This is a genomic window from Aeribacillus sp. FSL K6-8210, from assembly GCF_037963925.1.
Lineage (GTDB): Bacteria > Bacillota > Bacilli > Bacillales > Aeribacillaceae > Aeribacillus > Aeribacillus composti.
This window is the reverse complement of sequence record NZ_CP150172.1, coordinates 1,310,193-1,325,131: the sequence shown is the minus strand read 5'-3', so window position 1 is coordinate 1,325,131 and position 14,939 is coordinate 1,310,193. Positions and strand designations below refer to the sequence as shown.

The 14,939-nt window shown below is 41.2% G+C and carries 13 protein-coding genes; 2 read left to right on the top strand and 11 right to left on the bottom strand.

All coding sequences use genetic code 11. The features are described 5' to 3' along the window. Nucleotides 1-6 precede the first annotated feature (6 nt). From NSQ41_RS06455 to NSQ41_RS06425, 7 genes are all read right to left on the bottom strand, one after another. Nucleotides 7-882, bottom strand: a complete 876-nt coding sequence (locus tag NSQ41_RS06455) for a PaaX family transcriptional regulator C-terminal domain-containing protein (protein ID WP_066251023.1) — start codon at nt 880-882, stop codon at nt 7-9. A 266-nt stretch (nt 883-1,148) separates the two neighbouring features. After that, on the bottom strand, nt 1,149-1,949 hold the full coding sequence (locus tag NSQ41_RS06450; protein WP_339199470.1) for an enoyl-CoA hydratase/isomerase family protein: 801 nt from the start codon (nt 1,947-1,949) through the stop codon (nt 1,149-1,151). A 121-nt stretch (nt 1,950-2,070) separates the two neighbouring features. Continuing rightward, the gene (locus NSQ41_RS06445; RefSeq protein WP_339199467.1) at nt 2,071-3,555 is read right to left on the bottom strand and encodes an aldehyde dehydrogenase family protein; all 1,485 of its coding nucleotides are present in this window, start codon (nt 3,553-3,555) and stop codon (nt 2,071-2,073) included. Between the two features lie 6 nt (nt 3,556-3,561). Beyond that, nucleotides 3,562-4,761, bottom strand: a complete 1,200-nt coding sequence (locus tag NSQ41_RS06440) for a thiolase family protein (RefSeq protein WP_063389429.1) — start codon at nt 4,759-4,761, stop codon at nt 3,562-3,564. An 85-nt stretch (nt 4,762-4,846) separates the two neighbouring features. Continuing rightward, nucleotides 4,847-5,572, bottom strand: coding sequence for a 3-hydroxyacyl-CoA dehydrogenase family protein (locus NSQ41_RS06435; protein WP_066251107.1), 726 nt, complete (start codon nt 5,570-5,572; stop codon nt 4,847-4,849). Next, nucleotides 5,562-6,419 carry a 3-hydroxyacyl-CoA dehydrogenase NAD-binding domain-containing protein gene (locus NSQ41_RS06430; RefSeq protein WP_130156789.1) on the bottom strand — a complete coding sequence of 286 codons (858 nt, stop codon included), beginning with the start codon at nt 6,417-6,419 and terminating at the stop codon, nt 5,562-5,564. Before NSQ41_RS06430 ends, NSQ41_RS06435 begins: the two co-directional genes overlap by 11 nt. A 723-nt stretch (nt 6,420-7,142) precedes the next feature. Then, a complete protein-coding gene (locus NSQ41_RS06425; protein ID WP_327873741.1) occupies nt 7,143-8,435 on the bottom strand; it encodes a homocysteine synthase in 1,293 nt (430 codons plus the stop codon). 601 nt (nt 8,436-9,036) lie between these two features. Between NSQ41_RS06425 and NSQ41_RS06420 the strand changes: the two genes are divergently transcribed. Together NSQ41_RS06420 and NSQ41_RS06415 are read left to right on the top strand one after the other, a co-directional pair. Next, nucleotides 9,037-9,801 carry an IclR family transcriptional regulator gene (locus NSQ41_RS06420; RefSeq protein ID WP_094245469.1) on the top strand — a complete coding sequence of 255 codons (765 nt, stop codon included), beginning with the start codon at nt 9,037-9,039 and terminating at the stop codon, nt 9,799-9,801. Between the two features lie 617 nt (nt 9,802-10,418). After that, complete coding sequence (locus tag NSQ41_RS06415; RefSeq protein WP_339211600.1) at nt 10,419-11,546, top strand: IS110 family transposase; 1,128 nt, start codon at nt 10,419-10,421, stop codon at nt 11,544-11,546. Between the two features lie 216 nt (nt 11,547-11,762). On the opposite strand, the gene NSQ41_RS06410 is transcribed toward NSQ41_RS06415, so the two are convergent. The 4 genes from NSQ41_RS06410 to NSQ41_RS06395 form a co-directional block, all read right to left on the bottom strand. Beyond that, a complete protein-coding gene (locus NSQ41_RS06410) occupies nt 11,763-12,014 on the bottom strand; it encodes a hypothetical protein (protein WP_327847659.1) in 252 nt (83 codons plus the stop codon). Nucleotides 12,015-12,047: 33 nt separating this feature from the next. Further along, on the bottom strand, nt 12,048-13,367 hold the full coding sequence (locus NSQ41_RS06405; RefSeq protein ID WP_339211261.1) for a hypothetical protein: 1,320 nt from the start codon (nt 13,365-13,367) through the stop codon (nt 12,048-12,050). Between the two features lie 71 nt (nt 13,368-13,438). Next, nucleotides 13,439-14,026 (bottom strand): dimethylamine monooxygenase subunit DmmA family protein, encoded by a 588-nt coding sequence (locus tag NSQ41_RS06400; protein ID WP_063389436.1) that lies wholly within the window; start codon nt 14,024-14,026, stop codon nt 13,439-13,441. A gap of 173 nt (nt 14,027-14,199) precedes the next feature. After that, the gene (locus NSQ41_RS06395; protein ID WP_339211259.1) at nt 14,200-14,931 is read right to left on the bottom strand and encodes a hypothetical protein; all 732 of its coding nucleotides are present in this window, start codon (nt 14,929-14,931) and stop codon (nt 14,200-14,202) included. Nucleotides 14,932-14,939: the final 8 nt, after the last annotated feature.

The window sequence follows — 14,939 nt, the reverse complement described above, 5'->3', positions numbered from 1 at the left end:
TTTATTTTAAACAATGTCCATAAAAGGGTTGATCGCTCTGTCCCGATTCGCTTCCAATTCACAATCGGGAGCTTTTTCAAATAAAGTTTCAAAATATCGAATAGCAGGTACAGACAAAAGCTGATGTACATTGAAAAATAGCTCTCTAGCTTTTAAGCCGCTCCAGTCAGCAGGCAGCAGGTCGTTCGGAAACCCCGGGTCGATAAAGAAAAAGCTGCGATATTCATGAACAAGCTTCGTTCTCTCAATAAAACATTCTTGATCTGATAATTCATTATTCCAAATGCGTTCCTTAAAATCATCATACTTTTGCCGATATTGATCAATGAATGATTCATACTCTTTGGCAATTTCGTCAAAATTCCATCCTCTATGAATCAACTCATGATTATCATGGGATACTACTGAACTGGAAGTAAATAAAATCACATACGGCTCGAGATGGTAATCTTTTATAAACTCCATCACCCGATCTTCAATAGGGTTTGGACTTGCCCACGTACCGTGCGAAATCAAGCCGAATCCCATGAGGCTCAGCTCTTTTCGAATTTGATTGCGAAGCTCCCTTTTTTCTTCCGGGACCGAATAGGTCAAAATTCTCCAATTCCCATCCCATTTGTAATTTCTCATTGAATAAACGCGGGCAAACCCGTCCATCATCGTTCTCTTCCCTTTATTTGTAAGAGAATAATAGCTTTTATTGCCAATTTTGCGAACTTTAAAAAAGCCTTGCTGAACCATTCTTAACGTGGCTCCCCGTATCGAAGATTCAGAAATGCCGAAATGGGACATCATTTGAATTAAGCTGCCAATCCAAACTTCTGTGCTGTAATGCTGAATGTACTCACCGAATAGTGTAAACATTAATGATCTTGGCTTCATTTTCTTACACCCGTCTTTTTCCTGAATTTTGCTTTTATTTTTATTATGCTGGATGGAATTCCATTTTTACAAGTTTTTTCTTCAAGATAGGGAGCCTTTTAATCTATTTTTTTATAAGTCTGAAGCTGTTTAAATCGACTCTGCCGATCAGAAAAAAAACTGCCTCCTCCTTGAGGAAGGCATATGACTTGTCTTTAAATTTCCGCATTATTTTCTGGATGAAAAAATACCGGCCGTTTATGGCCGATATGCTTCGTCCTTCTTTTTTATATCCCTTTCCAATTTGGTTTTCTCTTTTCTAAAAATGCACTTAATCCTTCTTTTGCATCCTCTGAGCGGAACAACAAGTTTTGCAGCTCTCCTTCGTAGCGGATGGCTACGTTCAATGGCATTTCCTTTCCGTTCATGATCGACAGCTTGATGTTGGAAACCGCATAGCTTGCGCTTTCAGCTATCTTTCTCGCATACTCGAGCGTCCGCTCTCTCGTTTCCGCCTGCGGGAACACTTTGTTGACGAGACCAATGTCCAGCGCTTCCTGCGGTGTCAGTGTTTCCCCAGTTATGTTCATATCCAGCGCTCTCGAATACCCGATCAACCGCGCGAGCCGCTGCGTTCCTCCCGTTCCAGCCAGCACCCCAAGCGATACTTCCGGCAAGCCGATTTTTCCTGCTTCATCTCCCATAAAACGCAGATCGCAGCCTAGCGCCATTTCCAATCCTCCGCCGACTGTATGCCCTTCCAAACAGGCGATATATACTTGCGGCGAACGGGCGATTTTATCCAGCGTTTCATTACAGAACAGGCAAAACTGTGTTTTATAGCGCGGATCCGCTGCTTTTAAGAAATTGATATCCGCTCCTGCCGAGAAAAATTTCGGCACATCACTCATCAGCACGACCACTTTTATGTTTGGATCGAAGCGAAGCTCATCGATCGCTGCGTTGAATTCTTGGTAAAACTCCAGCCCATAGGCATTCGTTTTATTGATGTGAAGATGGATTTCCGCCACTCCGCTGTTTTTGACCACCGTTAAATTTTTCTTTTCTATTGCTACTGTATCTGACATTGCAATTCCTCCTTTATTTATACGTTTAATATTTTATCGTTTCATAAACATAATATACTAAATATTCTAATAATTCAATAGAAATTATATTTTTTTAAACGATCTTTTTTTATACATATAATTAGAGTCCAAAGAGATTTAATGGTTTGCTGCCGATATAAGAAACGACGCTTTTCGTTTCCGTGTACAAATTCAATGTTTCCAATGCCAGCTCCCGGCCAAATCCCGATTGCTTATAGCCTCCAAAAGGTGTTCCAGGAAATGCAGAAATTGGCGAATTCACCATAACAATTCCTGTCTTTATTTGTGCCGCAACACGGTGTGCCTTTCCATGATCGTTCGTCCATATAGCCGAACCTAATCCAAAAATGGAATCATTTGCTTGTCGGATCACATCTTGCTCGTCGCTGAATTTCATAACAACTACGACAGGCCCAAAAATTTCCTCTTGTGCAACTCTCATATCATTTGTGACATCCCCGATAACCGTCGGCAAATACCAATACCCTTTTTCATACTCTCCGCCTTCCGGTATTTTGCCGCCGTATAAAATTTTTCCGCCCTCTTCCACCGCTAATTTCACGTAATGATCAATTGTTTGCTGATGACTTTTGGAAATGACGGCCCCCATATGCACGCCTTCATCAAACGGATTTCCTACTCGTATACGGGAAGCTTTTTCGAGAAATTTTTCCATAAATTCATCATAAATGTTTTCATGAACAAACAAGCGGGATCTTGCTTCACAAGATTGTCCTGTGTTGTAAAAAATTCCATAAAGCGAACCGTTTACGGCTCCTTCCAGATCACAATCGTCAAAGACGATGTTCGGCGATTTTCCTCCTAATTCCAAAGTTACCCGTTTTAACGTTTCAGAAGCGCGCTTCATAATGTCCTTTCCGGTTTCCGTTTCGCCTGTAAACGCAACTTTGTCGATTCCAGGATGCTCCGTCATATATGGTCCGATTTCAGACCCGCTGCCTGTAATAACGTTCAGGACTCCTGCCGGAACACCTGCTTCATGGCATATTTCCGCAAGCATATAGGCTGTAATTGGAGTGTAGCTAGCAGGCTTCAAGACAACAGTGCAGCCGGCAGCCAATGCAGGCGCCACTTTCCAAGCGGCCATCATGAGCGGATAATTCCAAGGAATAATTTGACCGCATACCCCGACTGGCTCTTTAAGAGTATAGTTAAAAAAGCCGTTTGGAACTTGATTGACATCACCTTGGAGAGTTAAGCATGCAGCGGCATAAAATTCAAAATCTTCAATCGCCTGCATAATTTGACCCTTGGCAGCAGCAACGGTCTTTCCGCTGTTTAATACTTCAACGCGAACCAATTCTTCAAATCGCTCTCTCATCATTTCCGCTATACGGTTTAACAGGCGAGCTCTTTTCGCTGCCGTCATTCTCGGCCATTTGCCCGACTCAAATGCAGCACGGGCTGCCTCCACCGCTTTGTCAACATCCTTCTTTGTTGCTTTGGCTACCGTTGCTATGACTTCGCCGGTTGCAGGATTATGCGTTTCGAATACTTCTCCGTTTGAGCTGTCTACATATTGTCCATTAATAAAAAGCTGATAGTGTTTTTTCATATTTTTCATTCCTTTCTATATTTTTTCGACAATCGTGGCGATTCCTTGCCCGACGCCTATGCACATCGTCGCGAGTCCATATCTAACGTCTCTTCTTTTCATTTCATGAACGAGAGTGGTAACAATTCTCGCCCCGCTGCAGCCGAGAGGATGACCTAAAGCAATTGCTCCACCGTTGACATTCACCTTTTCCATATCAAATCCCAGCTCCTTAATGCAGGCAATGGATTGGGATGCGAATGCTTCATTAATCTCGATTAAATCCAGTTGGCTGATAGATAAACCAGTTCTTTGCAGCACTTTTTTCGTTGCTGGAATCGGGCCAATCCCCATATAAGATGGATTCACCCCAGCGACAGCGGAGCCGACAATCCGTGCCAGCGGCTTAAAGCCAAGTCTTTCTGCTATCGATCTCTCCATGATTAAAAGTGCGGAAGCGCCGTCATTGATTCCAGAGGAATTTCCAGCGGTCACTGTTCCGTCTTGAACAAAAGCAGGCTTTAATTTATTCAGCTTTTCCAAAGTCGTATCAGGCCTCGGATGCTCATCTGCATCTACTATCGTTTCTTCCCCTTTTTTCCCTGTTATTGTCACCGGAACAATTTCATCTTGAAAACGCCCTTCTTGTATCGCTTTTCCGGCTTTTTTATGGCTTTCCAACGCAAATTCATCTTGCTCCTGCCTCGAAATTTGATAGCGCGCAGCTACATTTTCAGCCGTCTCGCCAAGACTGATCGGCGGATACATTTCCGCTAATTTATCATTGACAAGCCGCCAGCCGAGAGTTGTATCATAAAATGTTGGCGTGTCCCTCATTCCAGAAAGCTGCGGCTTCATCATGACATATGGAGCTCTTGTCATGCTTTCGGTTCCGCCTGCAATATAGACGTCTCCCAATCCGCCTTGAATCGCCAGCGCTGCTTGATTAATTGCTTCCAGACCCGATCCGCATAAACGGTTGACGGTCACGCCTGGAACCGTTTCAGGCAAACCCGCAAGAAGCACGGCCATTCTTGCCACATTGCGATTATCTTCTCCGGCTTGATTAGCGCAGCCAAAAATTACATCCTCCACATCGGAAGGATCAATCGGATTTCGCTTGAGCAGCTCTCTTACGACGTGAGCTGCCAAATCGTCCGGGCGGACCTCTCTTAATGCCCCGTTGAACCTGCCGATCGGGGTTCGGACAGCATCAACAATCACAGCTTCTTTCATTTTCTTACCCCCATTTTGACCGTTTTTTCAGGCATTTTGATTCATTTTGAACTTTTCCCGAAGTTACCATCATCAACCGGAATTTTTAATCATATTGATAAAAGCCTCTTCCCGTTTTCTTTCCGAACCATTTGGCATACACCATCTTTTTGATAAATGGAGCAGGCCGGTAGCGGTCCTCCCCTGTTTCTTTAAACAGTCCGGCTAAAACAGCATAAACATCATCAATACCGATATGATCCGCCCAGCGAAGGGGGCCCATCGGGTAATTCGTTCCTTTCATCATTGCTTTGTCTATGTCCTCTGCACTTGCAACACCTTCTGTTAAAGCAAAAGCAGCTTCATTAATAATTAATGATAAAATTCTAGGAAATACTAATCCTACGCCGTCTTCCACTACTTCGACCTCTTTTCCAACTTCTTCAAAAAACTGCTTAGCTTTCTCAACATTTTCTTTTTCGGTTTGCAAAGCCGGTGCAAGTTCGACAAGTTCACAATCTTCCCAAGGGAAAAATGCGGCAAATCCGACTAATCGTTCAGGATGTTGGAGCCAAGAAGCGGTTTCTGTTGCTGTTACACCAAGACATGTAGACAAAATGACCGTTTCCTTTGGCAATGTTTTTTCGATTTCGACCAACAGTTTTTTCTTTTGGTCGATGTCGAGATTTGTCGTTTCGATCACAATATCAAAATTTGAATGAACAGCCGATTGATCTTCGAGCTGATGGCCTGTTTCGCGCAATTGCGCTATGATCGAATCGGCTAAAGAGCCTTCTCCAGCTACTTTTACAGTGAATGATTTAGTTTTCATAGCGATAATATCCTTCACCGGCCTTTCTGCCAAGCTTACCTGACTGAACCATGCGCTGCTGCAAATAATGCGGACGAAATCTTTCCTCTCCGAAAAAACTATTGTAGACGGTTTCCGTTGTGGAAAAATTCACATCAATACCAATTAAATCTTGCAGTTCAAAAGGACCCATTTTAAAACGTCCAGCCTTTTTCATGATCCTGTCAATCTGTTCGGGCTTCGCCAAACGTTCACCTGCAATTTTCAATGCTTCATTGTAAAAAGGACGGGCAATTCTGTTTACAATAAATCCCGGTGTGTCTTCGCAAACAACCGGATCTTTATGAAGAGAAGAGACAAATTGTGCAAGCTTTTTCAACGTGTCCTCAGATGTTTTCACCCCTCTTACGACTTCTACTAAAGGCATTAGCGGAACCGGATTAAAAAAATGAAGACCTGCCACTCTTTCCCCTGTTTTGGTAACGCTTGCAATTTCAGTGACAGAAAACGATGATGTGTTGGTGGTTAAAATGGTTTGTTCTGGACAATGTTCATCCAGCGCTTGGAAAATGTCTTTTTTAATATTGATTTTTTCCGGAACTGCTTCAATCACAAGATCACACGCTTTCATCAGTGATAAATCGGTGCAAGTCTCAATTCGTGATATTGAATCTTGAAACGTTTGTTCCTCCATTTTTCCCTTTTCTACTAATCTGTTAAGGCGTTTTTTAATTTGAGTAAATGCTTTCTGAACGATCGCATCATTTAAATCATAAAGCAATACACGAAATCCATGCTGCACACACGTTTGGGCAATGCCAGAGCCCATCGTTCCGCTTCCTACAACTCCAACCGTTTGGATCGTCAAACAGACTACACCCCTTTGTTCAAATCATTTTGCCATCTTATAAATTCAAAAACGCTTTTACATTGGTTGCAGTAATATTGAGAAACGAGCTGAGCAGTGCCGAAAACAGCTATTTTCTTAACATTTGTAGAATCGCAAAAGGAACAATGCACCACATATTTGTCGGACACCGGTGTCACCTCTCTGTTATATTACGTTTTTTTTACTATCGTTTATTTAACAAAATATTAATAAAAACAACAGGTTCTGTCAATGAAAAAATTAAAATGTTATTTATTTTCTGGAAATTAAAATAAAAAAGGGGCTGTCTAATAAGTCGATTTTCCGGCTTATAGACGTCCCTTTAATGTTTTAGAAATGTTGATTTTATGATGTTTCGTTTTCAATGGATTTTGACTTTCTGGACAGCCCCCTATAATCAACATATGTAACATTTATTCATTTTTACCTATAAATGAAACGAGAGAATTTTACAGCGAGGGGTTTTGACGACAGCTAAACCGCGGCAGTTTTCTTTCTAGCTTCATACTGCTATGAGCGCTGGTTTCGGGAAACGGTAATATGCAGAGTATGTCCATAAGTCCATAAAATAAAAGTAGAGAAAAACAGTCGTTTTCCTCTACTTCTTTCGATATGAAAGCAGCTGAAGGTTGCCTGCTGCTTTTCAGTGTGAAGTGGGCTTATGCCGCAATCCCTGCAAAATTTTTAACTGGCGATACGATCTTAAGCTTGGCTTGCTCGAATCGCTTGTTCCAGATCGTAAATAATGTCATCAACCGATTCCGTACCGACTGATAACCGGACAAGACCAGGTGTAACACCTGTTGCCAGCTGCTCTTCGCTCGTTAATTGCTGATGAGTCGTGCTGGCAGGATGAATAATCAACGATTTCGAATCGCCGATGTTGGCAAGGTTTGAAAATAATTGAACCGAATCGATCAGTTTTCTTCCTGCATCAACGCCGCCTTTAATTTCGAATGTCAAAATGGCTCCCTGACCTTTCGGCAAATATTTTTGTGCAAGTTCGAATGAAGGGTGATTTTTCAAGCCTGGATAGCTGACAGATTCGACCGCTTCATGCTCAAGTAAATAATTCGCAACTGCAAGCGCATTTTCACTATGGCGCTGCATTCGCAAATGAAGCGTTTCAAGCCCTTGCAAGAATAAAAATGAATTGAATGGAGAAAGTGAAGCTCCAAGGTCTCTCAACAGCTGAATGCGCGCTTTCGTAATATAAGCAGCTTCACCAATGTCATCAGCATAAATGAGACCATGATAGCTTGGGTCCGGCTCGGTGAACTCAGGGAATTTGCCGCTTCCTTTCCAATCAAACTTGCCGCTGTCGACAATGACGCCTCCGATTGAATTTCCGTGTCCTCCAATAAATTTCGTAGCCGAATGAACAACTATATCTGCGCCGAATTCAATCGGACGGAGCAAGTAAGGGCTTGGAATTGTATTGTCAACGATAAGCGGAATTGAATGTTTATGAGCGATTGCTGCCACCGCTTCAATATCAAGCACATCCCCTCTTGGGTTTCCGATCGTCTCGGCAAATATTGCTTTTGTTTTTTCAGTAATCGCTGCTTCAAGATTTTGCGGATCCGTCGTATCGGCAAATTTTACCGTGATGCCAAACTTCGGCAAAGTATGTGTGAACAAATTATAGGTTCCGCCATATAAGCTAAATGAAGAAACAATTTCATCGCCGCTTCCAGCAATATTCAAAATCGAATAAAAAACAGCAGCTTGTCCAGATGAAAGCGCCAGCGCCCCAATTCCGCCTTCAAGCGCAGCTACACGCTTTTCAAATACATCAGTCGTTGGATTCATGATCCTTGTGTAAATATTTCCTTCTTTCTTTAAACTGAATAAATCTGCCCCATGCTGACTGTCTTCAAATACATACGAAGTCGTTTGGTAGATCGGAACAGCTCTCGACAAAGTCGTCGGATCAGGCACCTGTCCTGCATGCACAGCTAGCGTTTCGGGCTGAAGTTTTCTTTCGTTTGACATAGTTTATTTCTCCCTTCAATTCTAAACTTATATATTCGCAAAATTAAACCTACTAAAATAATAGGTTTAATTATATATAAATAAAATGTACTGCTTGTTCAGCCGGATGTCAATTACTTATCAAAACTTTCAAAAATTTTTTAGACTTCTTCAGTATAGCATAAAATCTCAATTGGAAGATAAACTTTTTGGATATCATTTCATGTAATGGAATGCTTTATAAGTAACCTTTCCTCGTATTTTCATTTGATAATAATTTTCCAATCTACTTATTCTTTTTTAAAGGGAATGCAGGATGAGTAAAAGGAATAAAGAATATACTGAGAGCAGTCCGAAAATGAAATTTCTTAAATTGATGCAATAAAAAAACAGTTTGCCATCATTAAGCAAATGGCGAGGAACTTCATTTTTCTCTTCAGACTTTTTTGAGAGGATTTTTCTCGCATCCCGGACAAATTTTTTATCCTTTCACACTTCATCTATTGCTAGTTTATATTTTCATTGACAAAGTCTTAGTAGTTTTTTGAAAATATAGAAAAAATTTTGTTGAAGTGGTAAAATAAGATGAAGTATGCCTATCAGTTGAAGGATGGTTTTAGCAATGACAGAAAATAAAAAACATGCACAAATTCAGTCTTTGCTTGTAGGATTCTCAATTATTGACCTGATTGCCAAAAACGGCAGTCCGATGAAATTTAACGACATTCATCATTATACTAATATAGCAAAAAGCAATTTATATAAATATTTAAATACCCTTACGAATCTCGGTGTCCTTCATCGGGATAAAGGAAGCGGCTTATACTCTTTAGGGAGCACGCTCATTCAATATGGAATGGCAGCTGTCAATCAAGAGGACCTCATCGGCAAAATCACGCCATTTTTGCATGAAATTAATGCCAAATCGAAAGAAACGACTCTCCTTGCCGTATGGACAACAAACGGCCCAATGATCGTCAAAATGATCCATAGTCATTTAGGGCTTAACTTAGGCGGACAGGTCGGAACAATCCTTCCGATCTCCTCGGCAGCCGGAAAACTTTTTGCGGCATTTAAAAACGATCCAAGTGTAAACGTTTGGAAGGAATCGGAGTTGTCAAAGCTAAGCAAACAGGCGAAAGACGAGCTAATGACAGAGTTTCAGCTTATTGCCGATCAAAAAATATCGTTTGCGCAGGAAGCTTTAGCGCCAAGCATCGCTTCTGCCGCCATTCCGATTTTTAATTTTGAGCGGGAAATTTTAGGGTCTATTATTGTTGTCGGCTTTGAAAAATCGATTCCAGACACTATCGAACATGAGCTAAGCGAATATTTGCTTATAAAAGGAAAAGAAATTTCCGCCGTTTTCGGATGGAAAGAAGAATAAAAAAGAGCTTTTTGCACCCTTTTAAAGTAGAAGTGAGATGGAATTTAAAAAATAGGAATTGATTTTTACTATTTCATATGTTTCAGTAAAAAAGACGGTGTTCGCCTTCTTGTCATTTATAAGGTCAGATGTTATTTTTATCCTTATATGAAAAACCGAGCGTTAAAAAATCAACGCCCGGTTCTTTTGTGTACATACAAAACCCTCTTTTATTGATAACAGAAAATTCTGCTATCATCTTGTCGGTACTATTCTCCCAATAATAATTGATTAATCTCCTCATTTCAGAATCCCACAGCTTTCAAGGCTGTGGCTGACACAAAACTTAATACTCTCTTATTGTTAAATTTAAAATAAAAACATCCATGAGTAATTTTACTCCCCACCCATGCATGAAAATCCATCATTCCTTCCCATAATGGATATGAACGCAAACAGTTTTGAAAGACGTTCTCTTTAATGGTGGTTCGACCCTGTAATAAAAACTGTTTGAGTCCATTTGGTGTTCCACCCATTGTCAGCCCTTTTCGTGTGAAAAGGTGACTACGAACAGAAAAATGCCTAACGTGCAAATGGACTCCCTGTTTGCGAATTTATCGATGGAAGGAGTAAGAATCATGGATGTTCTTTATCATCGTTGTGCAGGATTAGATGTCCATGCCGAAACAATTGTCGTTTGTGCTCTTCTTGGAGAGGAAGAACACGTTCAAAAGGAAGTTGAAACATTTCCTACTTTCACGAAAGACTTGTTTCGTCTTCTGAAATGGTTAGAAGATCGTGGTGTCACTCATATTGCGATGGAGAGTACGGGCGTTTACTGGAAACCTGTGTTCAATATTTTGGAAGATTACTTTGACATTACACTTGCCAACGCTCAGCGAATCAAAAATGTACCGGGGAGAAAAACCGATGTTTCCGATGCAGAATGGATCGCCAAATTGTTGCGTTACGGATTGATCGAGAAGAGTTTCGTACCTCCTGAGAACATTCGAGAATTACGGGATTTAACTCGCTTGCGCAAAAAATGGATCGGGCAGTTAACCGCGGAGAAAAACCGCATTCAAAAAGTGTTGGAATGTTCCAATATCAAGTTAAGTTCCGTGATTTCGGATGTATTTGGTGTATCTGGGCGAAAGCTACTGGAACGTTTAATGAAACAGGGATACATCGAAGAAACCGAAGTCGATGCTTGCATTCACAGGAGTATGAAGAGGAAAAAACAACAAATTCAGGATTCTCTCTTTGGTACATTGACCAACCATCAACTGTTCATGATTCGCCAATCGTGGAAGCACATCGAATCGTTGGAAAGTTTACTTCGAGACATCGAAGAACGAATCGACCAACTCTTACAAGTATACAAACAAGAGATGGAGCTTCTTGTGACCATACCGGGGGTCAAGAAGGAAACCGCTGCCGTGATTATCGCTGAAATCGGAGTCGATATGGGACAATTTCCAACGTCTCAACACCTCGCTTCATGGGCGGGAGTCGCGCCGGGAAATCATGAAAGTGCTGGAAAACGAAAAAGTACCCGAACGACGAAGGGGAATCCGCATATCAAATCGGCGTTATGTGAGGCGGCTTGGGCTTTGTCTCGATGTAGGAATCAACGTTTGGCAGCGAAATATTGGTCATTGGCGGCACGCAGGGGAAAGAAAAAAGCACTCGTTGCGATCGCGCACCGAATGCTTACCATCATTTACTGCATCATTTCTCGAAAAGAACCGTTTCGAGAGCAGTAAATAAATTAGTATAACCAAAAAGGTTCAGAAATATACGAGATACCTAAAAATAAGGTAGCTCTGCTTTCCTATTTCCTTTTTTTGGTCGTTAATAGGGTATCCAATTTGATTGTGGGGTATACCGCTTCAGCCATGGTTAATTGATTTTCACAGAAAAAAGAGTTTGAGTATGAAAACTCCTATTTTGATAAATCAGGACAGCAACCTGCTCTTATACTAGTTTACATTTTCCATTAATGGATCTGCGTACGTACCCTCTTTCGGAAAATCCAATTTTTCATCAACTGCTTTCGAAGCTAATAGATTTACTTCCGAAAAAGCTTGATTCTCATGTCGAAACATTGCGTAAATCAACGCAACACAGATGCCGATCGCAGCTATAATCGATAACACAACTCCTATAGAATGCGGGCCAAAGGTAAAATAAGCACCGACATGCTCCCAATTTGTTATTGGACTTGTATTCATTTACTATTCCTCCTTTACATTTTTATCCTTTTATTAACTAGTTTTGCTCTTTGACATGATCATTTTTAATCTTCCATTTTCTTGAGTAGATGGAATTCCTTCCGGAAAAGCTGTTGCAGGTATTTCAGTTAAATCAATACCAAGCATCTCTGCTTGCTTTGGTATTCTCAACATACTAAGCTTTTTCAAAAGCAGTGATGTCCAGTAGCCTGGGAGAAATCCTAGAAGGATCACAACCGCTGCACATACGAGTTGTCCAATAAAAGAGATTTCCGGGCCGTTTATATTGGGATAGCCGGAGGCAAATATCCCGACTGCAAGGACTGACCAGATCCCGATAAATCCGTGGACGGTAATAGCACCTACAGGATCATCAATCCCCTTCCTTTCGAGAAAATTTCCAATGAATGGACACATCAATCCTCCAATGACAGCTATAACAAATGCAAGCGCTGGATGATATAAATCTAAACCCGAACCTACTGAAATAACCCCGGCCAGCCCGCCTGAAGCGACCCAAAACGGTTCCCCTTTTGAACCTAAATATGCCCCTATTAAACCTCCCGCTAATCCCATTAAAGCATTGAATACAAAAGCCGATAAATTGGTAGGAGTACCGTAAATCGTCATCCATTCCCCATTTGTAACAGCGATTATACAGCCTCCGAGGAAGCCGAAAAAACCAACATAAATGAGCATCAGCCCTAATAAAGTGGACGGAAGATTATGCGGCAGAATATTAACAATTTTCCCATCCCCTGTATATTTGCCGATTCTAGGTCCTAAATTGATCACGACTCCTAATGCAAAAAACCCAGCTATTGCATGAATAACGCCTGCAGCGGCAACATCATGATAACCAAATTGCGTTAAAAACCATCCTTCTCCGTGCCAGCCCCAAGAAGCAGCTAAATTCCAAATAACTGATCCAAGAATAGCGGCAAGAATAAGAAATCCACTTAATCGAACCCGTTCGATCAGCACGCCGGATAAGATGGAAGCTGTCGTAGCAGCAAACAGCGCAAAAGCACCCCAGAAAACTCCACTCGCATGATCCGTTATATTCGGACCCATATTTTCACTCCAAGGCAATGCAGCTAATGCCGCTTCACTCATTCTCGGAATCAAACCGTCTGGAAACGCATTGTATATCCACCAGCCAACAAAATAGAAAGCAGGTAACACGACTGCTAACGTCATAATATTTTTCAAAGCCGTCGCCAATACGTTTTTTACACGGGAGATGCCGACTTCAAGAGTCAAAAACCCCGCATGGATCTGCAGCATGATTGCAATGCACCACCAATAGAATACTTCTATTTGGATTGCGGCAAACTGTTCAAATCCCTCCACATGATCATCCCCTTATTCTAAAGATTTCAAAGCCTTTAACCTACCATTTTTCAGGCCCTCCTTCTTCTGTTTCATGAAATTATTTTTAAATAACCTAAATATGCATCATGGAGCCTAGAATAGTGTCTTGAAACCTCTAACGATGCATGACACTTTTCACACGTTACTTGTTTTTGTGCTGTCAGCTTGTTCAGATGATAACACTTTACACAAAATACCCTTTCCTCTTTCTCCCCCCATCCTTGTGCCTGGATCTCATCTTCATTAAAACCAGCCCGCAATGCCAGTTTTTTCAGCTCTTTTAACATTGACCATTGAACTGAAAGAAATAGCTTTGTACCGATAAATTGACTTTCAAATATTTTGTAAATTTCCTCACTGGATGTTGATGAAAGGACAGTCGCTTCATTCGGAAAAAATTCTGTCCCCTTATACGAATGAAGGCTGCTATCATTTTTCTTCAATATATAGATTTGTTTCTTCGTCTGTTCTGGAATTTTTTTAATAAACATCAACGTTGGCAAAATCATCGGTTCATCAATGATAAACAAAAATTGTTTCCCAGTGATGAATTGAAATAGATTACCAGCTTGCTGATTTTGCGCAAAAAATTCATCTGCTTCAGAAGCGCTTGTTTTCCCATCTGCTGTTTTAGTCATTTTTTCAACCTCCCTCCTTGTTTGTTTTTCAACATGGTCGAATCGAATAAGCAATTTGTAATTTTCTCAATTCGAATTTTTCGAATATCAGGATATTCTCCAACGATAAGCTGCAGCTAGTTCGAATCAATATTAAGCAAACAAAGCATTGCCGTAACTTGATTTCTATCAAATTACAACATAGAAAGATAACGGCTAGTTGTGAAGCCCGGACCGTTCGAGCGAGTAAGCATATAAAGAGCATCTGTTAAAGGAATCCGGCGATAAGTTTCAATAACACGCCCATTGACAAATAGATTCTCCCGTTTTTGTTTTAATTGGGCAGCCGTTTGTTGAAAAAGTTTCTTAGATCTATTAAACGAGTCAAAAACGAAGCGTTCTGCTGCTGGACAGCTTGCAATACTCACATCGCCGAAATGAACCCGTCCTGACGGTGAATATGCTATCGCACTGACGATTCGTTGCTGCGCACTGCTGATGGTTTCTTGTAAAAAAGTCGCATGAGCGGGTTTGATATCTTCCACAATCAGCCGGGTGATGCCCCGATCGTTAATCGCTTCTAAAATTTGTTCAGGGTCATCCTCTACGATAACCTCTTTATGGGGCGGCCATATATCCATCCAATAATGATCTAAGTGCTGTTTTCCGACATGGAAAATGAAATAATCAGGATAAATTCGAAGTCCGCCCTCCTCATCTGTTAAATCCTGACGATAAAAATCATAAAATCTGGTGACAGCTGCCATAAGCAAGGCGCTAGCACCAGCACTTCCTGCCGGTTCCCGTACGACTATTCCTATTCGATCATATTGATGAAATCCCGGCAGCAACTCCTCAAAAGAACATTTCACGTCGTTTATCTTGAATTCAAAATCATCGATTCCGATAACCTTTGTTGTGTGCACAATTCCAT